Here is a 20,082-nt window from a genome sequence, read left to right as displayed (position 1 = left end):
TTCATGATAATAGCCTTTAACTTAACCCAATTATACTTTTTTAGAAACATTCGAGGATTCAGAGAAAAAAGGCTTTTGCAGATAAATATAATAGAAGATTTGAAAGATGAAATGTTGATAATTATGAATTGGATTAATCCAATTTTTAACACCGCATAGTCGATAATAAAATTGGAAATACAGCTTTTCATTATGATGGGGAGGGGGAAGGTGTATCTATATACATGGCCTACGGCCTTTTTCCCTTCCAAAATTTCAATAAAATAGAAAAAATCTAATTTCCTATAAAGAAAAAAGCTTTACTGGAAATTAGATGCGAAATCTCTGTTTCTTCATTAAAACGTTTGCACATTAATCAAAATTTTAATATAATTAATTTAGAAACATTACTTTTTTGAACATCGCAGGGGGGAAATTCTATGAAACTACAAAAGAGGATAAAAAAACCTAAATTTAAGTCTATTAATTTTAAGAATGTTTTTAATTTATTATCGCTTAAACGTTTAAAAGAAACAGATTCAAAGAATAAGATGAAACACAGCTTTAGATTAAAACTTATACTCATATTATGTTTAATATCAATCCTACCTATGCTTGTAGTAGGTGCTATGCTAAATAAAAGGTCAATTGATATAACAAAAAATGATGCATTTAAAAACCTTGAAAATACACAGGCTTATACATCAAATAATATATCAAAGACTATTAATCAGTATATGAATATCGCCTATATACTAACAACCAATGATATAATTAAAAATTATACATATAGCCTACAAGTTGAACCAAATGATGATATGCAAAACTATTTAAATAATACAGTTTCATCATATTTAAACAACCTTGGAGAATTAAATACTGTTTTAATAACAAATAAAGATGGAAAAGTAATTGCACAACCTAATACAACAACAGGGTTAAAATCCCTAAAAGATGCTGATTTGTCAAATTATGACTTTTTTAAAAATGTAAAACATCAATCTAAACCAATTATTTCTTCTGCAATAGCAGATAATAATTTTACAAAACCATCTGTTATTATTTCTGCACCAATCAAAAGTTTATATGGGGATTTTGCGGGTGCACTTATATTCTCTATTGATTTACAAAAGATTTCAACACGATATATCGATGAGGTTAAACTTGGAAAAAAAGGATATTTGTTTGTATTGCAAAAGGACGGAATTACTATAGTTCACCCTGATAAAAAAGAAATAATGAATAAAAACATTTCATCAACTGAATATGGAAACAAAATATTAAGCAATAAAAATGGAGAAATAGAATTTGAATATAACGGAATAAAATATATTGGCTACTTTAGTACAAATGATTTTTTAGGTTGGAAGTTCTCCTCTGTTATGCCATATAGTGAACTTCTAACTATTAGTAATTCAATAAAACATACAACAATATTAGTTATACTTCTTATTTTAATAGTTCTTCCTATACTTGTTTATTTTGCAACAAGATTAGTAACAAAACCTCTTAACGCAATAGCAGGAACAATGAAGCACGTTTCAGAGGGAGATTTAACTGTAAATATACCAATTCACAGGAATGATGAATTTGGTTATATTGCACAAAATATTAATTCAGTATTAGACACAATGCAGAGCTATATTTTAGAAATAAAGAAGACATCAGAAAAAATATTTACCGTGTCAAATACATTAAATTCTTCATCAAATACTATGCTTATTGCTTCAGATGAAGTTGCAACTGCCATAGAGGATGTATCAAAGGGGGCACAGCAACAGGCTGCTGATTTATCTGATATTGTAACACAACTTCAGGACTTTACAAATGAATTAAACAACATTATTAAAAATCTTACTAATGTAAGCAATAAAACAAATGAAACTGAAGAAAAGGCAAATGGTGGTAAGGAAAAAATATCAAACCTAATAGGATACTTTGAAGAAGTTTTAACTGCCTATAAACTTGTAATTTCAAGATTTAGCGAGCTTGCTGATAAAATAAAGAGTATTTCTAACATAACAGATGTAATCAATAATATATCTGAACAGACAAATCTGCTCTCCTTGAATGCTGCAATTGAGGCTGCTCGTGCTGGAGAAGTTGGACGCGGTTTTGCAGTTGTTGCAGAAGAAGTTAGAAAGCTTGCTGAAAAATCAAAGGAATCATCAAATGAGATTAAAAAATTAGTTGATAATATAATAGATGAAACAGGAAATGTAATTAATACTTCAAATAAAGTTGATAGTTTAATAAAAGAACAAATAGCATTGGCACAGGATGCAGTAAATTCATTTAATGAAATACTTGAATCTATTGAAAATATTCCACCTTATATAAACCAAACATTTAATGCGGTAAATAAGACAGTTCAATCAAAGGATTTAATACTATCAAGGGTTGAGTCTGTAACATCTATTGCTGAAGAAGTATCTGCTTCATCTGAACAAATTACTGCATCATCACAGGAGATGCAACATATTATAAATAGTGTTGCAGAACTATCTAACGAACTTAATTATATATCCGAAAGATTAAACGAACAAATGAGTAAATTTAAAGCATAAAAGAATCCAGTTTGGTTAAACCAAACTGGATTCTTATTATCTATTGTTTAATCTTCTCTCAAGCTCTTCTTTTTGAGCTTCAAATCCTGGTTTTCCAAGAAGTGCAAACATATTCTTCTTATATGCTTCAACTCCTGGTTGGTCAAATGGGTTTACTCCAAGTACATAACCTGAAACTCCACAAGCCTTTTCAAACATATAAACAAGCTTTCCAAAATAGTATGGTGTAACTTCTGGTATATTTATTACTATATTTGGAACTCCTCCATCATAGTGGGCAAGAAGTGTTCCTTCAAAGGCCTTCTTATTAACAAAATCCATAGTCTTTCCAACAAGGAAGTTTAATCCATCTATATTATCTTTATCTTCCTTTATTTCAACATCTGTTTTAACCTTTTCTATGTTAAGTACAGTTTCAAATATGTTTCTTAAACCTTCTTGTATATATTGTCCAAGTGAATGTAGGTCTGTTGAGAAATCAACTGAAGCTGGGAATATACCCTTATTGTCCTTTCCTTCACTTTCTCCAAATAGTTGTTTCCACCATTCTGCAAAGTAATGCATACAAGGTTCATAGTTTACCATTATTTCAGTTGTCTTACCCTTTCTATATAGAGCATTTCTCACTGCTGCATAAAGGTATGCTGGATTATTGAATACATCACGAACTGCACATTCATCCATTGCATCCCTTGCGCCCTTCATCATTTCTCTTATATCAACACCTGATACTGCAATTGGAAGAAGTCCTACTGCTGTTAATACTGAATATCTTCCTCCTACATCGTCTGGAATAACAAAAGTCTCATATCCTTCAGCATCAGCAAGCTTCTTTAATGCTCCCCTTGCCTTATCTGTTGTTGCATATATTCTTTCCTTTGCTCCTTCTCTTCCATACTTTTGTTCCATATACTCCTTGAATATTCTAAATGCTATTGCAGGTTCAGTTGTTGTACCTGATTTTGAAATAACATTAACTGATATGTCCTTTCCTTCTAATACTTCTAAAAGATCCTTTAAATAAACAGGGCTAATGTTATTTCCTACGAAGTATATTTCAGGAGTCTTTCTCTTATCCTTTGGAAGTACGTTGTAGAATGTATGATTTAACATTTCTATTGCAGCTCTTGCTCCAAGATATGAACCACCAATTCCTATAACAACAAGTGCATCTGAATCTGACTTTATCTTTTCAGCAGCCTTTATAATTCTTTCAAATTCTTCTTTATCATAATCTTCAGGTAGTGTAACCCATCCTAAAAAGTCGTTTCCTGCTCCTGTCTTGTTATGTAACTTATCGTGTGCATCTAATATTTGTGATTCAAGATATTTTATTTCATGTTCACCTATAAAGCCTAAAACCCTTGAATAATCAACTGTTATTTTAGACATATTTCTACCTCCATTATTAAATTTTGACTTTTATTTTAATACATTTTTGTTAAATTTGCAACCACAACCTGTATGAAATTCATTGGGTAAAATGAAAGAGAGTAGTATAACTACTCCCTTATATAACTAACTTCTCCCCTACCCTATAGGCGTGGTCTAATACATTTTTGTTTATATTTTCTGCCTTAAGTGTAGTTCCTGCTGCAATTATTTGAGATACAGTCTCTATTCCGTAGGAATTGAAGAAATTTATCAGGTCATCTGCAACTCTTCTATAGGCACTTTCCACATTATGTCCTTGAGTTAAAACAATAATTGCTTTTTTCCCCTTTGGAAGTGTTACTTCAAAATGTTCCTTCATAAAGGCAAACATTCTATCCATAAAATTTTTGCCTGTTCCTGTTATATGGCCCATATATATAGGTGAAGCAAAAATTATAAGGTCTGCTTCATTTAGTTTTCCATACAAAAGTTGCATATCGTCCTTTTGTATACATCCGTTTCCCTTCTTACAGGAATAACAGGCCTTACAACCGTTTATGTTCATTGTTGATAATTTATACTTGTCAACCACTACATCACTTTTACCATTTAGTATACCATTTAATATTGTGTCTATTATTTTATCGCAGTTACCACCAACCCTTGGACTACAAGAAATAGCAAGAACCTTCATTTAATCATCTCCTTATTGTTTAAATTTTAGCATATATATTATAACATAATTAATAGCATATTGCTATATTATTTTTCGCAATATGCTACATCATTCTACATATTTATTTTATTATTCTACATCATTTTTATTCTTGCCAACCAATATGCTCCATTATTATTGCAGCAGTATCCTCTATTGCTTTTTTAGTTACATCTATTACATTACATCTTAGTCTTTTCATAACCTTCTCTGCATATTCATATTCCAGCAATATTCTCTCTACTGTTGCATATTCTATTTGACTTAAACTTCCACCTAATCTATGTATTCTGTTCTTTCTTATTTCAATTAACTCCATAGGGTCTATTGTAAGCCCAATTATTTTATTCCTATCTATCTCAAATAGTTCATTTGGTAACTGTACTTCTGGTACTAAGGGAACGTTTGCTGCCTTAATACCTTTGTTTGCAAGATATACGCAAAGAGGAGTTTTTGAAGTTCTTGAAAGCCCAAGCAGTACAACATCTGCATTCTTAATTCCTCTATCGTCTTTACTATCGTCATAAGCTATTGCAAATTCCATAGCTTCAATCTTTCTAAAATAGTCATTATCAAGCTTTCTAACAGCACCAGGCTTAAATATAGGCATTTGGTTTATTATTCTTGCTGTAGTTGCAATACAAGGTCCTAAAATGTTTACAATGTGTATTCCCCTTTCAACAGCTAAGCTTGTTAAAAAGTCTCTAATATCAGCCATAACAATGGTTGATATTATCAGTACCTCCTTTGTATCCTCTATTGTTTCTATAAAGGATTTTACATCATCATAGGTTGTAAGATAGGGTACTCGCTTTATTTTTATATCATAATCAAACTGACTGGCTGTAGCTCTTGCCACTTGGTCAGCTGTTTCCCCTATTGAATCTGAAACTGCATAAATAATCATAGCCACACCCTCTTTTTGTAATATTTTATATTTATTTTACTACAATTTTAAGAAAAATAAAATAATTCCGAGAATAAATATAAAAAAATATATAAAAGAAGTAAACAAATGGCATATCTCAGCCTTTGTTTACTTCTTTATCCCTTAAAACTTCTGCTGCATCTTCTGGATACACACTATTTATTATAGCTCCTGTTGATATTTCAAATCCAGCGTGGATATTAGTTCTTGGACAAATATCTATATGAAGGTGATACTCCTTAACTTCCCTATTAATACAGTGAAAATACATATTATATGCTATATCACCTAAATTTCTATTGTATCGTTCAAATAAATCCTTTATAGTATATGCCAAACCTCTAATTTCATCTTCCGTCAAACTAAATAAAGAACTTAGGTGCCTTTTAGGCAGTATTTGTGTTTGGTATTGATAAAGTGATGCATAGGGACACAATACAACAAAATACTCATTCTCAATAACTATCCTCTTATTTAAATTTACTTCCTTTTCTATTTCGTCACAATATATACAGCTTTCCTTTCCATAGTAATAATCCCTTGATACATCAAGTTCCTTTAAAATATTATTTGGAATAAAGCTAACGCCTATTATCTGCGAGTGTGGATGCTCAAGGGAAGCCCCTGCTTCTCTTTTATAGTTTTTAAATATTTGTACATATTGAATATCGGGATTTTTATAAATATCAGCTGAAACCCTTATATATAGTTTTATAAGCCTCTCTAAATCTTCTAAGTTAAAGTTATCAATACTACAATTGTGTTTATTACTCTCAACTACTACATAGTGAATTCCCTTTACATCTTGTTCATTTTGCATTGTTACTGCTGGATATTTGTTTTCAACAACCCTCATAATCCAAGGGTCACCAATCTTATATATTGTAGGAGGAGTACTCTCTTCATTTCCTACACAGAAGGGGCATTCCTTTTTGTATTCTACATAATCTGTGGTATTCTTATCTAAAAAATCCTTTGGTCTATCTGCCCTCTTTGCCGAAAATATTACTTGTTCTCCTGTCTCAAAGCTTATTCTGAAATTAGACATTCTGACCTCCTAAATATTAATATATTATTATAATATGCTTTTGTTATTCCTTCATTCCTGTTGTTGCAATTCCCTTTATAAAGTTCTTTTGGAATATTAAGAAAATAATTATTGATGGTACTGAAAGAATCATAACTCCAGCAAGTACCTGATCCCAGAATTGAAAATATTGTCCATAGAAGGAATTAAGCCCAACAGGTAATGTATATTTACTATCGCTTGTGGCAAGTAAACTTGGCCATAGAAAACTATTCCAATTACCTGTAAACATCAAAATAAACTGCGTTGTAAGTGCTGGTCTTGCAAGGGGAAGAACTATTCTAAAGAATATACCAAATCTACTCAAGCCATCAATCATAGCAGACTCCTCAAGGGATTTTGGTATTGATAAAAAGAACTGCCTCATTAAAAATATTCCAAACAGGCTTGTTAAAAATGGTATAGTTAGTCCCTTATAAGTGTTTACCCATCCAAGCTTAGTTAAAAGAATAAATGTTGGTACCATAACAACTTGTCCAGGAACCATCATAAAGGCAAGTATCGCAAGAAAAAGAGCTTTTTTACCTGGAAAATCTATTCTTGCAAGTGCATAACCTGCCATTGAGTTAAAAAGTAGGTTCCCAAAGGTTACAACAAGAGCTACAAATATGCTGTTTAACATCCATCGTGCAAACGGAAACTTTTTCCATAAGAATACATAATTTTTAAAGCTAAGTTTACTAAAGTCAATTGCTAAATTATTAATTTCACTTGTAGGCTTTAATGAAGTTAAAATACTCCATAAAAATGGACCTATAGAAACTACTGCATAACCTATTACCAATAAATAAAATAGGACTCTTAAAATCCTCTTGCCCATCATTTCACCACCCTATTGATATTGAGTCTCTTCTCCAAATAACTTCTTTTGAACAAGCGTTAGTGCAAATATTATTGCAAATAATATAAATGCTATTGCACAGGCATATCCCATCTTAAAATCTCTAAATCCTGTTCTATATAGATATAAAACAACAGTCATTGTTGCATTTAGTGGCCCTCCATTACCTCCTGATACAACATAGGCTTGGTCAAACACTTGGAAGGTACCAATAAGTGAAACTACTAAATTAAAGAAAAAAGTAGGTCTTAAAAGCGGTAAAGTTACATACCAAAACTGTTGCCATTTATTTGCACCATCTATCCAGGCAGCCTCATATAAGGAATGTGGTATATCCTGAAGCCCTGCAAGGAATATAATCATATAAAGACCAACAGAAGACCAGATGGCCATTCCCATTATAGATGGAAGTGCCAATCTAACATCACCAAACCAGTTATATGGTGGAATTCCAAATAACTTTAAAAATTTATTTAATAGTCCATCTGTTTTAAAAATAAACATAAACATAACAGAAACAGCAACAGTAGATGTTACTGTAGGTATATAATAAGCCACTCTAAAGAAGGTTTTTCCCTTTATATCTGAATCAACAATTAAGGCTAAAATAAGTGCTATAATAAGCTGAATAGGAACAACACCTAAAGAATATAAAGTGGTATTTAAAAGAGCCTTCTTAAAAACTGGATCCTTAAGAGCATTTAAATAGTTATCAAATCCAACCCATTTTGCCTGCCATATAGTATTTTGATCAAGAAAGGAATACTCCTTAAAACTTAAAATAAATGCAACCACTAAGGGGCCTGCAAAGAAAACCAATGTACTTATAACAAATGGTAGAACAAAGAGCCAACCATCTATTTTTTCCCTCGTTTTAATTCTTGTTAAGGTGCCTCTTTTTGAGCTCATAAACTACCTCCTTTAAAAAAGGAAGCACTCAAGGTGCTTCCTTAATATTATTGTCCTACTTCCTTGGCAGCTTCATCTAATGCAGCCTTGCCATCATTTACTTTGTTAAATAATAGCTTTTCACCAGCCTTATTTAAAGCATCCATAATCTTAGTTGTATTAGCACCAAATTGGAATACTTGTGCACCCTTTGTTCCTTCAACAAGTGATGTTCTTTCTGGATATTTTTCTGTATATAGTTGTTCCATTGACTTTCTTGATGGAATTGCAAGACCACTTTCTGCAACCATCTTTAGTGCTTCTTTTCCTGTTAAGAACTTTATAACTTCTGCAGCTTCCTTCTTGTGCTTTGAATTAACACTCATTGCATAAGCAACAGTAAAGGCAAGGTTTCCTTCCTTATCTCCCTTTGGAAGTTTAGTTATACCATACTTAACATCTGGACCTGCATCCTTCATAAATGGAATCATCCATCCACCTTCTATAGCCATAGCAACCTTCTTATGTGCAAGAGCATCTCCATTCCATCCTTCACCAAGATCCTTTGGTTGCTTTGCATAGCCCTTCTTTATTAATGAGAAGTAAAAGTCTAATCCCTTTGCAGCCTCTTGAGTATTAAATGCAACTGCATCTCCTTCATTTATCTTTCCACCTGCTTGAAGCATAAATGGTATAAATCTTGCTGCATCAGCACTTAAAGACATTCCATATACTCCATCTTTAGTTAGCTTCTTTGCAGCTTCTTCAAGTTCTGCCCAAGTAGTTGGTTCCTTAACGCCCGCCTTTTCAAACATATCTTTATTGTAGAAGATTGCAAGTGAGTTAAAGTCCTTTGGAAGACCGTAAATCTTTCCATCCTTCTTGAAACCTTCAATTAGGAATTCTTCAAAATCCTTAACATCCTCCATATCAAGGTAGCTATCAAGTGGTTCTACAACTCCCTTTGATATGTAAGCTGGTGCCTGGAATACATCAAGATAGTAAACATCTGGTTCAGTTTTTGATGCAATTTTTGCTTGCAATGCTTGATTGTAATCTCCAGTTATAACCTGCTTTTCAATCTTGATGTTTGGATGTGTTTCCTCAAACTTTTTAATTTGGTCATCAAGAAGCTGAGTTTCTGCAGGTGATGAACCCCAGCAGCCAAGTGTAATTGTAACTTTTTCTTCCTTTGGCTGTTCTGTAGTTTGTCCTTCCTTTTTACCACAGCCTACGAATAATGAAGTAGTAATTAAAAGTGCAGTAGCTGTCGCTACAAAGCGTTTGAATTTCATATATTTTCCCCCTCTATGTTTTATTAATTATTTTTACTGCAAATGCAGTATTAAACTGTTTTAACTGATTCCCTCTCCACAAGTTCAGGTTCTATAACAACTCGTCCTATACGCTGTCCTTGAATTAAATTGAATAGTAAATTTGCAGCTGCTTCACCTATTTTCAGTGTGTCCTGCTTTATCGTTGTAAGTTTAGGTGAAACACATTGGGATAGATATATTCCATCAAAACCTATTAGAGAAATATCATCTGGAACTGTATAGCCTAAATCATTTAGCCTATTTAGAGCACCTATTGCCATAATATCGCTTGCACAGAATATTGCTGTTAAATCCCTATGCCTGTTTATTAATTTTTCTACCGCTTCCTCTGCACCCTTATCTGTAAAATCTGCATATTCAATTAGAGTATTATCTACATTTACTGCATATCTATTATGGGCAAGGTAATATCCATCAAGTCTTTCATAGCTTACATAGGCATCCTTATGTCCATTTATAAAACCTATCTTTTTATGTCCATTTTTAAGTAAATACTCAACTGCCAAAAATGCTCCTCTTGTATTATCTACACCAACACATCCTACATTAGGATTGTTTATATTTATATCATAAAGTACACAGGAACTATCTATCTTTGAAAGTTCTCTATAATATTCATCCGTCATTTTAAGTCCCATAATAAACATTCCATCTAACTGTTTATCCGAAAACAATTTTGAAAGCTTTTCATTTTTTTGTATATCGGATGTTGTGGATAAAAGCACTGTTTCATAACCTAATTTTGTGGCTGTGTTTTTAAAACTCATTAATATCTCAAAAACAAGAGGATTTAACATTCCAACTAAGTCATAGTCCTCTACCAACATACCAAGTCTAAAGTTCTTATTAGAGCTTAAACTTCTTGCAATAATATTAGGCCTATAACCTAACTCATCAGCAACCTTTAAGATAAGCTCCCTTGTTTCTGGGTTTATATCACTGTAATTATTAAAGGCCCTTGAAACAGTGCTTACAGAAACACCAGCTTTTTTTGCAACATCCTTTATAGTAACAACCTTATTTTCCATAATTACACCCCTTAAATTCTTTTTATATTAATAATATTACTTCTGCAAGCACCCTTCAAGTTCTACTGTTACTACTTTATCTTGCAACCACTAATTTTTCATTTGCTGCTATACTGTAATCTTTACCATACACCTTTACATCTATATCCTTTTGTGAATAAATGCTTACATTTTTCCTATCTACAGTAACCTCAACCTTTGAACCTCTCCAATTTATTGTATATGTGAATTCATCCCAAACCTCTGGTATCCAAGGGTTAAAGTTTGGAATTTCATTTTCATCAACACTAAATCCTCCAAATCCAAAAACTGCACTTTGCCAAGAACCACCAGTTGAGGCAGCGTGAAGACCGTGTCCAGCATTTCCTTGGTTATCCTCAAGATCTGTTAATATTGTCTTTAGGAAATACTTATATGAATTTTGCGTGTCACCCACCGTAAGCCCCATTATTGAATACATAGATGGACTAAGTGATGACTTGTGCATTGTTCTTTTCTCGTAGTATTCATAGTTTATTTTCTTTGACTCTAAATCAAATTCTTCACCAAGAACAAGCATTAGCATAACTACATCTGGTTGTTTTATAAGCTGTGTATCGTGAAGCTTATGCCCTTTTAAATCTGGCCATACAGGCATTCCATTTTCATCGTGTTCTGTTATTTCAATATCTGCTAAATCAAAATACCCTTCAAATTGCTCAATGAGTTTTCCATCCTTAGCCATTGGAATATATATTTTATTGAGTTTTTCTTCCCATTCCTTAAAATCTACATCTGAAATACCTAATTGGTTGCAGAGTGTTTTATATTTTATTCTATCCTTCTCCTTTAGCCACTCTTTTACCTCTAATGCCTTTTTCATATTCCACTTTGCAAGATAATTTGTATATACATTATTGTTCACGTGTTCGTGGAACTCATCTGGGCCTATTACTCTATTTATCTCATATCTATCTTGAGCCTTATTGTATTCTAATCTACTATTCCAGAACTTTGCTGTATCAAGAAGTATTTCAGTTCCATAATTTATTAAAAACTCCTCATCCTTAGTTGCTCTAAAGTATTCCCATATACCAAAGGCTATATCTGAGTTTATATGATATTCCTCATCGCCTGTCCATATTCTAACCGGATTTCCATCGTAGTCAACTCCCCACTTTGGAGTAACCTCTGTACCATCATCTGCAGATTCCCAAGGGAACTGAGCTCCCTTAAACCCATTTAATTGTGCATTTCTTCTTGCACCATCTAATGTGTTGTATCTATACATTAATAAAGACTTTGCAACTTCAGGGTTTGTATAAACAAAGAATGGAAGCATAAAAATTTCAGTATCCCAAAATACGTGTCCTTTATATCCTTCTCCGTGTAGAGCCTTTGCTGCTATACTTACCCTTGGATCATCAGGGTAGGCAGATGATGCAAGCTGAAATAAATTAAATCGTATTCCTATTTGAGCTGTGTCATCACCCTTTATCTTTACATCCATACCATCCCATAATCTTTGCCATACATTAGAATGTGCTTCTTTTTCGGCTTCATATCCTATGTTTATAAAATCTCTTAACTCCCTTTGTGCTACTTCAAAAAGCTCTTTTTTCGTATCCCTTGAAGTATAAGTAATACCATACTTAAAGACTGTATATTCTTTGCCTTCTTCAACGAAAAACTCATAAAGTTCCCTTACCTTTTCTCCAAGTTTTGTGTATTTTCTTGATTTGAATATATTTCCGTTTTCATCCTCCGACAAAACTGCTGTAGCCTCAACTATCTCTATTTTGTTGTCAAAGGTTCTTGTCTTTAGGGCTATACCTGGCTTAAAATCCTCTGCATCTAAAACTTCAAAATGCTTTGTAAGATTTGCTAGGTCTAATGTACTATTTACTACTGTTCCATCAATTATATTTTCAATAAACATTTTTGCCTTAAAGTTTACAGGCTTTATGATATATTTAGCAGCCCATCTATGAACATTATTTCTACTTACAAATCTTTCTGTTTTTATTTCTAATATTCTTCCACTCTTAAGTTCTACCTTATAATTTGAATATAAAATTCCATTTTTCATATCAAGACTTCTATTGAAATCCAAGAGGTTAGTACTATCTATATCAATTATCTCTCCATCTACATAAATATTAAAAATTAGAGGGTCTTGGCAATTTACTATTTCCGTAACCTGAGCAGTATTTTTATCAAAAACACCAGCAATAAAATTTCCTCTCTCGCCTATTTTAGAAAACTCTATTGCTCCTCTTAAACCTCTATAGCCATTTGCTAAAGTAAAAATTGTTTCGTACTTTCTATTCTGAGTTGAATTATACTCGTTTATTTCAACATTCCATACCCTATGCATATTTTTCCTCCTGTTTCGAAATCGTTTTTGCTAATTTTAATTATATATTATACCAAAAACGTTTTCAATACTTTTTTGAAAAAATTTTTAGACTTTTTAAACTCCGTTTTTCTCTTTTTTTCTGCTTTATACTACATAAATAATATTAGAAATTTAATGTTATGTATTAATTTTCAAAAATAAACGCTTATTTAAGCAAAATACTAAATTATTTTTGTTTAAAATATACTTTGTTTACAAAAACGTTTTTGATATAATTGTATTAGACTTTATAAAGGAGGATAAGAATAATGATTAAGGGATGTATATTTGATTTAGATGGAGTAATTGTTGATACAGCAAAATATCACTATCTTGCCTGGAAGAGACTTGCAAACGAACTTGGATTTGAATTTACAGAAAAAGATAACGAAAGATTAAAGGGAGTTAGTAGAATGAAATCCCTTGAGATACTACTTGAAATAGGAAATAAAAAATTTGATGAAGAAACAAAGCTTAAGCTTGCTGAAAAGAAAAATGGTTGGTATGTGGAATACATATCTAAAATGGATGAAAGTGAAATATTAGATGGAGTGAAGGCTTTTTTAACAGAACTTAGAGAAAAAGGAATAAAAATTTCTTTAGGTTCAGTTAGCAAAAATGCAATGACAATACTTAAAAATATAAATCTTTTACCATATTTTGATGCTGTTATTGATGGGACAAAGGTTGCAAATGCAAAGCCAGATCCAGAAGTTTTTTTAAAGGCTGCTGAAGAACTCAAATTAAAACCAGAGGAATGCTGTGTATTTGAAGATGCAGTTGCTGGAATTGAAGCTGCAAGACGTGCAAATATGAAGGTTATTGGTGTTGGTTCACCTGAAATTTTAGGCGATGCTGATAAGGTTATTGATACTTTTAAAGGTGTTACAATAGATATACTAAATTTCTAAAAATAAAGGATAAGTCATTGCTCCCCCTTCGACTTATCCTTTATTTTCAACTCTTTTTTAAGTATATTATACTTAATACTACGATTAGAATGCCAAATATCTGTATAGGAGATAATATTTCGCCTAAGAATACAGCACCAAGTATTGCAGATGAAGGAATCTCAAGGGTGCTTATAATGGATGTACTAACTGGTCCTATATGCTTTATTGCTGAATATAAAAGTGTTAGAGGTATTATTTCACAAAATAGAGCTAAATTTAGTGCATTTTTAATTGAAACAAAATCAACATAGGATAGCTTTAGAGTAAATTTATAATTAAAAATAAACAGTACTATTAGTGAAAACATTGTCGTATAGAAGGTTATAACCAGCTCATTTACATCTTCTACAATCTCCTCTGCATAAATGTTCATAGCTGAATAAAATACTGCCGATAAAAGTCCATAAATTATTCCTTTGTATATACCTCTTGTTAGTTCTATGCTGAAAAGATTTAAAACAAGTACACTACCTACAAAAGAAAATAAAATAGAAACTACTTTCTTATACCCAATCCTACTTTTTTTGAATAAAGAAGTATAAATAGCAACCATAGAAGGATAAGTATAAAGAAGAAGAGTCGCCTCTGCTGCAGTTAAATATTTGAAGGATGTATAAAAAAACACCGTCATAAGCGTATTGAATATAGCACCCTGTATAAATAATTTTTTAAACATTGTTTTAGTTAATTTAAGAGAGTCTCTATATCTAATCAAGCATATTAGAAATAAAATAACTCCAGCAATTATATATTGAAGCATTAAAAGATCAACTGGTGAAAAATTGCTGCTATAACCCTCTTTAACAAAAATACCGGCTGAACCAAAAAGTACAGCCGAAATTACTGCATATATAAAACCTCTTGTCTTCATCCTCATCAGTCCTTTTTTATTAGTCTTTCTTTTAGTATTTTGTAAACTTCTTCAAATATTATATCATACTTTACTCTATTAAAGGAGGGCATATTCCTAAAATGGGTTTTAACCCCAAGAGGTCTAAAGGGTATTAAAACCAATCGGGTATAATCATTTAACTCCTTTAGAAGTTCTGCTAACTTTTTTATCTCTTCTATGCTATCGTTATATCCCTCAACCAAAACATACCTCACTTCATATAAAAGATCTGTCTTAGCAAGTATGTTTAAATTTTTTAATACCAATTCATTGGAAACTCCTGTAAGAGCTCTGTGTATATAATCATCAACTGCCTTAACATCAAGCATAAAACCATCAACACAGGATATTAACTTATTTAAATTCTCATCATTTATAAGTCCATTTGTATCTATGAAGGCTGTTAAGCTACTATTATTCTTTACCTTTTTTACTACATCAATAATAAAATCTGTTTGAAGAGTACATTCTCCTCCTGAGAAGGTTATGCCATCTAAAAAAATTTCATTTTTTAGTATAAGTTTCACAAGTTCATCTGATTCAATTTCAAAATATTTAGGAGATGAAAAGTTTAAACACACCTCTAAACATTTATCGCAGCCTATACACCTTTTTCTATCGTATTTTATCCTGCCCTCCTCTATACTTAAAGCCCCTGTACTGCAGACCTCTAAACATTTTTTGCATAAAGTACACATCCTTTGCGTCTCAGGATTGTGGCAATAGAGACAGGCCATATTACATCCCTGCATAAATATGGCCATTCTATTACCTGGTCCATCAATAAAGCTATTTTCTATAATTCTATTTACAAATCCCTTCATTCGATTTCTCTAACCCTTCTATCTAATGTTTTGTTGTTCTTTATGCTCTCTGCACCAAGCTTTACAGTATCCTCACGAATCACTTCACCACGATTATATTTTTCAACATCACTTCTCTTTACCAAATATCCTGTTATTCTTATAAGCTCTGAATCACTTGTATTTAGTGCAAAAACCTTTATACCGCTCTTCATTGCTGCATCTATTATTTTAATAACACCATCTATATTTTGCTTTGCTGTCTTATCAAATATATATATGTCACTAACACCTGTATTAAAATGCCTATGCAGCCTTCCTTCAGTTTTTACTTGATCATATATACTTGGTTCATTGCCTATTTTTATTCTAACTCCTGCTGTAACATCTATATCAGAATCTATTCCCGATTGTGCGTGAAGTCCTATTTTCCCATTAGTACCAAAACATCCATATCCTTCAATGCTATCTATTACTCCCTTTATCTTCTCTAAGATTTCTTCTCCGTATTTTGTTGCCTCTTCATCGTGACCAAGCTTAAGGCCTGTTAAAAGCTCTATACATTCATATAGGCCAAAAACACCTGCCATAGAAGTAAAATTATTTATGTCTATGAGCCCCTCTCTTGCAAGAAAGGAGGTTTCAAAGAATTTTGCCTCTTCAACTATAAACTTTGCCCTTGCATTTATTACTTCACATAGGGAATCCACTACATTTGGTAGTACATTATCCATAAAATCCTTGTAGTCCTTTGCCTCCTGTGCTGCCTTTTTTAAATTTAATCTTACCAATGTATAGCTGCCTCCACCTATTTTAAGTGTATTGTAGCAGCTTGCAACTCCATAGTTTTCACCTAATATATTCTTAATTTCTTTATGATTTACAAAATATGGTTTACCTATTTCAAGAGCAACCTCTGCTGCAAATTTTGCAAAGTCAGGGGATGTTTCATCCTTACAATATTTAAGGGAAATGTTTGGAACTGCCTTTTTAAGCTCTCTTTCCATTTCTAATATAGTTCTTCCTGCTCTTGTTTCCTTTGGGCCTATGTTCATATGAACAAAGGCATCTGGAAGCGTCTTTTCTATATTTATAAGAAGCATCTTTATTAGATTTCTTGCTTCTTTTTCTGAAACTGTATCAATAAACTTTTCAAGTATATAATCAAGCTGTCCAACATAAACAGGATATCCTGTTATAGATGGAACATACTGATATATTATCATAAGTGCATTAACTGCCTCATACATATCCTTTGGTGGTTCTATTCCTAAATATTCACTTCCCTTTTCTATATACTTCTCGTAATCTGGAAGTATATATCTTGGTCTATAGGGAGCGTGTCCTTCAAATATATCACAAAGTATTCCCTTCTTTAAATGCTTTTCGGTTTTTACACTTAAGTTTACATAGCTTAATGTATTTTCTGCTGCCTGTGCCAAAAGGTGTTTTTTCTCTTTGTAGTCTATGTTAGTGTTTGATATAATTTCAAAAACATTCATAATATCACCTCAATTTTAGTATAACACAGATGAGGGGTTTATAAAAGAAAATAAGTAAACAAAAGGTCCCAAATACCTTTTGTTTACTTCTGCCTGTTGAAATTGATTAGCCCCATGAAGGATTTCTTAGGCATTGATTCATTTCGCTAATCAATTCTAAGCTTTTCTTTGTTTGAAAAAGTCCTACCCTCGCGATGCCATCGTCCTGATGGCCGCTCGGCTCGGCACGTCCTGTGCCGAATTACGGACTTTTCCAAAGTCGAAAAGCTAAGAATTGCTAAAGCTCATGAAATATGCCTATTTGAAATCCTTTCATAGGGCTTTTCAGATTTTTGCTACAAGACAGGTTTGTCAACAATCTCAAATAAACAAAAGGGTCAAACACCTTTTGTTTACTTATTATACTCCAACGACTTTTCAATAATAGTATCTAAAAGCTGTGAAAAGCTTATTCCTGCTGCCTTTGCACTCTTTGGGAAAAGGCTGTTTTTAGTCATACCAGGCAAAGTATTAACCTCTAATATATAAGGAATACCCTCTTTTATTATCATATCTACTCTTGCATATACCCTACACTTTAATAGTTCATAGGTTTTAACTGCCATATATTCTATCTTTTTCTGAAGCTCCTTTTCAAACTCAACAACAAATTCATCAGCTCCACCATCGGCATATTTTGAAGTATAATCAAAGAAGGCTGATTTTGGTTTTATTGCAAGTATAGGAAGCATCTTACCATCAAGTATTGGACAGGTTATTTCATCACCCTTTATATACTCCTCTATCATAACTTCCGTATCATATTTTAGAGCTTCTCTTACTGCTTCCTTAAGCTCATCTTCATTATTAACTATTGTAGTTGCAACACTTGAACCTCCTGAGTTTGGTTTAACAACAAGAGGATATCCCATCTCTTTTACCTTTTCCATATCAAAGTCAATGCTCTTTGCAATAATCCAATCTGCTGTATTTAATCCACCAAATCTTAATATTCTCTTTGTCATATCCTTATCCATACATATTGCACTTGATAGCACTCCACATCCTGAATAAGGTATATTTAATGTTTCAAGTACACCCTGTACTGTTCCATCCTCTCCAAAGTGTCCGTGAAGTGCAATAAAGGCAAAATCAATTCCCTTAACCTTTTCAATTAGTTCCTCTTTTTTATCTATTTGTATTGGTACAACCTCATACTTTGTTTTATCAAGATTGTTTGCTATTTCCATTCCTGTTTTTAGTGATATTTCTCTTTCTGAAGATATTCCACCCATTATTACTCCAATTTTCATTTTAATCCCTCCAATTTCTTTACTACATCTCCTATTATTTTAAAACCTCTCTCTATTTCTTCATTTGTAACCCTTGATATGCCCAGTCTTAATGTATTTTCCCCTTTATCATCTATATAAAACACTTCTCCTGGTGTAAATATAACCCCTTGCTTTAGACACTCCTTCAACACATCCCTTGCTGATGCACTGTTTAACTCTAAAAACAGATGAAGCCCTCCCTCACCTAATATTCTTTTATGTGGTATATATTTTTTCACACATTCAAGTGCCCATTCGAACTTATCTCTATATATCCTTTTGACTTTATTTATATACTTTTCTAAATTTCCACCATTTAGATACTCAAATAAAATGGCCTGATCTAAAAAGGAGGTGTGTATATTAAGACTCCTCTTTAAACTTTCAATATAATCTATCAAAACCTCATCTGCTAAAATCCAACCTATCCTTAGACCAGGAAATAGCACCTTTGAAAAACTGCTTATATATATAATGCTATTACCATCATCAAGTGCTGCAAGAGGCAATATATGAGAACTATAGTATCTTAATTCCTCATTAAATCCATCCTCTAATATTGGAAGTTTATATTTTTTTGCAATTTCAAGTATTTTAAGCCTATTCTCTGGTGAAAAAACAACTCCAGTTGGATTGTGATACGATGGAGTCAAATACAAAAGCTTTGGATTGTTGTTTTTTATTCTATCCTCAAGAATTTCAAGGTTTAACCCCCATTCCTCTATATCAACCGGGATTAAATTCAGTCCCTTTAGCCTCATTGCATTAATGGCTGTATTGTGGGTTGGGTTTTCACAAAGTATTTCATCCTTATCATTACAAACAGCACCTAATACTAAATTTAGTGCCTCGGTATAACCATTTGTAATTATAACATCCTTTCCCTTAAGATTAATACCCTTTAGCTTTAAATACTTCTTTATTTCATCTATAAGAGGTTTATATCCCCTTGCATAACCATAGTTTAGTATTTTGCCCTCCTCAAGGGAAATTCTATTTAAAAAGGCCCTTTTAAGTTCATCAACATCGAATAGATTAGGATCTGGGGAAATACTTTTAAAAGAAATCATACCCTTTTCCCACTTTGGTTCACTTTTTGTTATATCTATCTTATCCGCCAAAGTCGCTAATTTTGTTAATTTTTCTCTCCATTCAATGTTAAAGACTGTTTTTTGTGTGTTTTGTATTTTAGATACAAAATATCCCTTTGCCTTTTTTTGATATATAAAACCCTCGTCCTCTAAGTAATTATAGGCCTCAATTATTGTATTTCTTGAAACCTTTAGCATCTTTGATAGTTCCCTTGTTGATGGAAGCCTTGTATCCGCCTGTATCATTCCCTTTAGAATTATCTCTTTAAGATAGTCCTTAACCTGAAGATAATATGGTTTATCATCATTTAATTGAAAATCATCAAACATATACATCACCTAATTATATTGTGGCACATTTAAAACAAAAAATAAAGGACCACAGGATTCATTTATATAAATTCCTG

16 protein-coding genes are annotated in these 20,082 nt (G+C 32.2%); 2 read left to right on the top strand and 14 right to left on the bottom strand.

From position 1 onward, the window contains the following. Nucleotides 1-419 precede the first annotated feature (419 nt). On the top strand, nucleotides 420-2,546 hold the full coding sequence (locus BUB63_RS02535) for a methyl-accepting chemotaxis protein (protein WP_073247833.1): 2,127 nt from the start codon (nucleotides 420-422) through the stop codon (nucleotides 2,544-2,546). Nucleotides 2,547-2,582: 36 nt separating this feature from the next. On the opposite strand, the gene BUB63_RS02530 is transcribed toward BUB63_RS02535, so the two are convergent. The 9 genes from BUB63_RS02530 to BUB63_RS02490 all read right to left on the bottom strand — a co-directional run bounded on the left by BUB63_RS02530 (nucleotide 2,583) and on the right by BUB63_RS02490 (nucleotide 13,100). After that, nucleotides 2,583-3,938: a glucose-6-phosphate isomerase gene (locus BUB63_RS02530; RefSeq protein WP_027307820.1), complete on the bottom strand. Its 1,356-nt coding sequence runs from the start codon at nucleotides 3,936-3,938 to the stop codon at nucleotides 2,583-2,585. Nucleotides 3,939-4,056: 118 nt separating this feature from the next. Beyond that, nucleotides 4,057-4,614, bottom strand: a complete 558-nt coding sequence (locus BUB63_RS02525; RefSeq protein WP_051350561.1) for a flavodoxin family protein — start codon at nucleotides 4,612-4,614, stop codon at nucleotides 4,057-4,059. A gap of 127 nt (nucleotides 4,615-4,741) precedes the next feature. Beyond that, on the bottom strand, nucleotides 4,742-5,542 hold the full coding sequence (locus BUB63_RS02520) for a pyruvate, water dikinase regulatory protein (RefSeq protein WP_073247832.1): 801 nt from the start codon (nucleotides 5,540-5,542) through the stop codon (nucleotides 4,742-4,744). Nucleotides 5,543-5,660: 118 nt separating this feature from the next. Further along, complete coding sequence (galT, locus tag BUB63_RS02515) at nucleotides 5,661-6,611, bottom strand: galactose-1-phosphate uridylyltransferase (RefSeq protein WP_073247831.1); 951 nt, start codon at nucleotides 6,609-6,611, stop codon at nucleotides 5,661-5,663. 43 nt (nucleotides 6,612-6,654) lie between these two features. Continuing rightward, entirely contained in the window at nucleotides 6,655-7,470 is an 816-nt protein-coding gene (locus BUB63_RS02510; protein ID WP_027307817.1) for a carbohydrate ABC transporter permease, read from the bottom strand. Between the two features lie 12 nt (nucleotides 7,471-7,482). Beyond that, nucleotides 7,483-8,400, bottom strand: a complete 918-nt coding sequence (locus tag BUB63_RS02505) for a carbohydrate ABC transporter permease (RefSeq protein ID WP_073247830.1) — start codon at nucleotides 8,398-8,400, stop codon at nucleotides 7,483-7,485. A 47-nt stretch (nucleotides 8,401-8,447) separates the two neighbouring features. Next, nucleotides 8,448-9,674 (bottom strand): ABC transporter substrate-binding protein, encoded by a 1,227-nt coding sequence (locus tag BUB63_RS02500; protein WP_073247829.1) that lies wholly within the window; start codon nucleotides 9,672-9,674, stop codon nucleotides 8,448-8,450. Nucleotides 9,675-9,724: 50 nt separating this feature from the next. Next, nucleotides 9,725-10,744 (bottom strand): LacI family DNA-binding transcriptional regulator, encoded by a 1,020-nt coding sequence (locus BUB63_RS02495; RefSeq protein WP_073247828.1) that lies wholly within the window; start codon nucleotides 10,742-10,744, stop codon nucleotides 9,725-9,727. Between the two features lie 76 nt (nucleotides 10,745-10,820). Continuing rightward, nucleotides 10,821-13,100, bottom strand: a complete 2,280-nt coding sequence (locus tag BUB63_RS02490) for a glycoside hydrolase family 65 protein (RefSeq protein WP_073247827.1) — start codon at nucleotides 13,098-13,100, stop codon at nucleotides 10,821-10,823. 290 nt (nucleotides 13,101-13,390) lie between these two features. Between BUB63_RS02490 and pgmB the strand changes: the two genes are divergently transcribed. Next, nucleotides 13,391-14,032, top strand: coding sequence for a beta-phosphoglucomutase (pgmB, locus tag BUB63_RS02485; protein ID WP_027307812.1), 642 nt, complete (start codon nucleotides 13,391-13,393; stop codon nucleotides 14,030-14,032). A 46-nt stretch (nucleotides 14,033-14,078) separates the two neighbouring features. Here the strand turns inward: pgmB and BUB63_RS02480 are convergent, their stop codons facing one another. The 5 genes from BUB63_RS02480 to pdxR all read right to left on the bottom strand — a co-directional run bounded on the left by BUB63_RS02480 (nucleotide 14,079) and on the right by pdxR (nucleotide 20,005). Next, a complete protein-coding gene (locus BUB63_RS02480; RefSeq protein WP_073247839.1) occupies nucleotides 14,079-14,945 on the bottom strand; it encodes a DMT family transporter in 867 nt (288 codons plus the stop codon). A gap of 5 nt (nucleotides 14,946-14,950) precedes the next feature. Beyond that, nucleotides 14,951-15,790, bottom strand: coding sequence for a YjjW family glycine radical enzyme activase (locus tag BUB63_RS02475; protein ID WP_073247826.1), 840 nt, complete (start codon nucleotides 15,788-15,790; stop codon nucleotides 14,951-14,953). After that, nucleotides 15,787-17,271: a YjjI family glycine radical enzyme gene (locus BUB63_RS02470; protein ID WP_035165682.1), complete on the bottom strand. Its 1,485-nt coding sequence runs from the start codon at nucleotides 17,269-17,271 to the stop codon at nucleotides 15,787-15,789. The genes BUB63_RS02475 and BUB63_RS02470 overlap by 4 nt, the downstream gene beginning before the upstream one ends. A 392-nt stretch (nucleotides 17,272-17,663) precedes the next feature. Next, entirely contained in the window at nucleotides 17,664-18,563 is a 900-nt protein-coding gene (locus tag BUB63_RS02465) for a D-alanine--D-alanine ligase (RefSeq protein ID WP_073247825.1), read from the bottom strand. Then, nucleotides 18,560-20,005, bottom strand: coding sequence for a MocR-like pyridoxine biosynthesis transcription factor PdxR (gene pdxR / locus BUB63_RS02460; RefSeq protein WP_073247824.1), 1,446 nt, complete (start codon nucleotides 20,003-20,005; stop codon nucleotides 18,560-18,562). Before pdxR ends, BUB63_RS02465 begins: the two co-directional genes overlap by 4 nt. Nucleotides 20,006-20,082 lie beyond the last annotated feature (77 nt).

Source organism: Caloramator proteoclasticus DSM 10124, from assembly GCF_900129265.1.
Lineage (GTDB): Bacteria > Bacillota > Clostridia > Clostridiales > Caloramatoraceae > Thermobrachium > Thermobrachium proteoclasticum.
The sequence above is the reverse complement of the archived record's forward strand: the minus strand, read 5'-3'. Positions and strand labels throughout refer to the sequence as shown.

Excerpts from the sequence above, each read along its gene's own strand:
- BUB63_RS02535 (WP_073247833.1), top strand. The coding sequence starts at position 420 with ATGAAACTACAAAAGAGGATAAAAAAACCTAAATTTAAGTCTATTAAT.
- BUB63_RS02530 (WP_027307820.1), bottom strand. The coding sequence starts at position 3,938 with ATGTCTAAAATAACAGTTGATTATTCAAGGGTTTTAGGCTTTATAGGT.
- BUB63_RS02525 (WP_051350561.1), bottom strand. The coding sequence starts at position 4,614 with ATGAAGGTTCTTGCTATTTCTTGTAGTCCAAGGGTTGGTGGTAACTGC.
- BUB63_RS02520 (WP_073247832.1), bottom strand. The coding sequence starts at position 5,542 with ATGATTATTTATGCAGTTTCAGATTCAATAGGGGAAACAGCTGACCAA.
- galT (WP_073247831.1), bottom strand. The coding sequence starts at position 6,611 with ATGTCTAATTTCAGAATAAGCTTTGAGACAGGAGAACAAGTAATATTT.
- BUB63_RS02510 (WP_027307817.1), bottom strand. The coding sequence starts at position 7,470 with ATGGGCAAGAGGATTTTAAGAGTCCTATTTTATTTATTGGTAATAGGT.
- BUB63_RS02505 (WP_073247830.1), bottom strand. The coding sequence starts at position 8,400 with ATGAGCTCAAAAAGAGGCACCTTAACAAGAATTAAAACGAGGGAAAAA.
- BUB63_RS02500 (WP_073247829.1), bottom strand. The coding sequence starts at position 9,674 with ATGAAATTCAAACGCTTTGTAGCGACAGCTACTGCACTTTTAATTACT.
- BUB63_RS02495 (WP_073247828.1), bottom strand. The coding sequence starts at position 10,744 with ATGGAAAATAAGGTTGTTACTATAAAGGATGTTGCAAAAAAAGCTGGT.
- BUB63_RS02490 (WP_073247827.1), bottom strand. The coding sequence starts at position 13,100 with ATGCATAGGGTATGGAATGTTGAAATAAACGAGTATAATTCAACTCAG.
- pgmB (WP_027307812.1), top strand. The coding sequence starts at position 13,391 with ATGATTAAGGGATGTATATTTGATTTAGATGGAGTAATTGTTGATACA.
- BUB63_RS02480 (WP_073247839.1), bottom strand. The coding sequence starts at position 14,945 with ATGAAGACAAGAGGTTTTATATATGCAGTAATTTCGGCTGTACTTTTT.
- BUB63_RS02475 (WP_073247826.1), bottom strand. The coding sequence starts at position 15,790 with ATGAAGGGATTTGTAAATAGAATTATAGAAAATAGCTTTATTGATGGA.
- BUB63_RS02470 (WP_035165682.1), bottom strand. The coding sequence starts at position 17,271 with ATGAATGTTTTTGAAATTATATCAAACACTAACATAGACTACAAAGAG.
- BUB63_RS02465 (WP_073247825.1), bottom strand. The coding sequence starts at position 18,563 with ATGAAAATTGGAGTAATAATGGGTGGAATATCTTCAGAAAGAGAAATA.
- pdxR (WP_073247824.1), bottom strand. The coding sequence starts at position 20,005 with ATGTTTGATGATTTTCAATTAAATGATGATAAACCATATTATCTTCAG.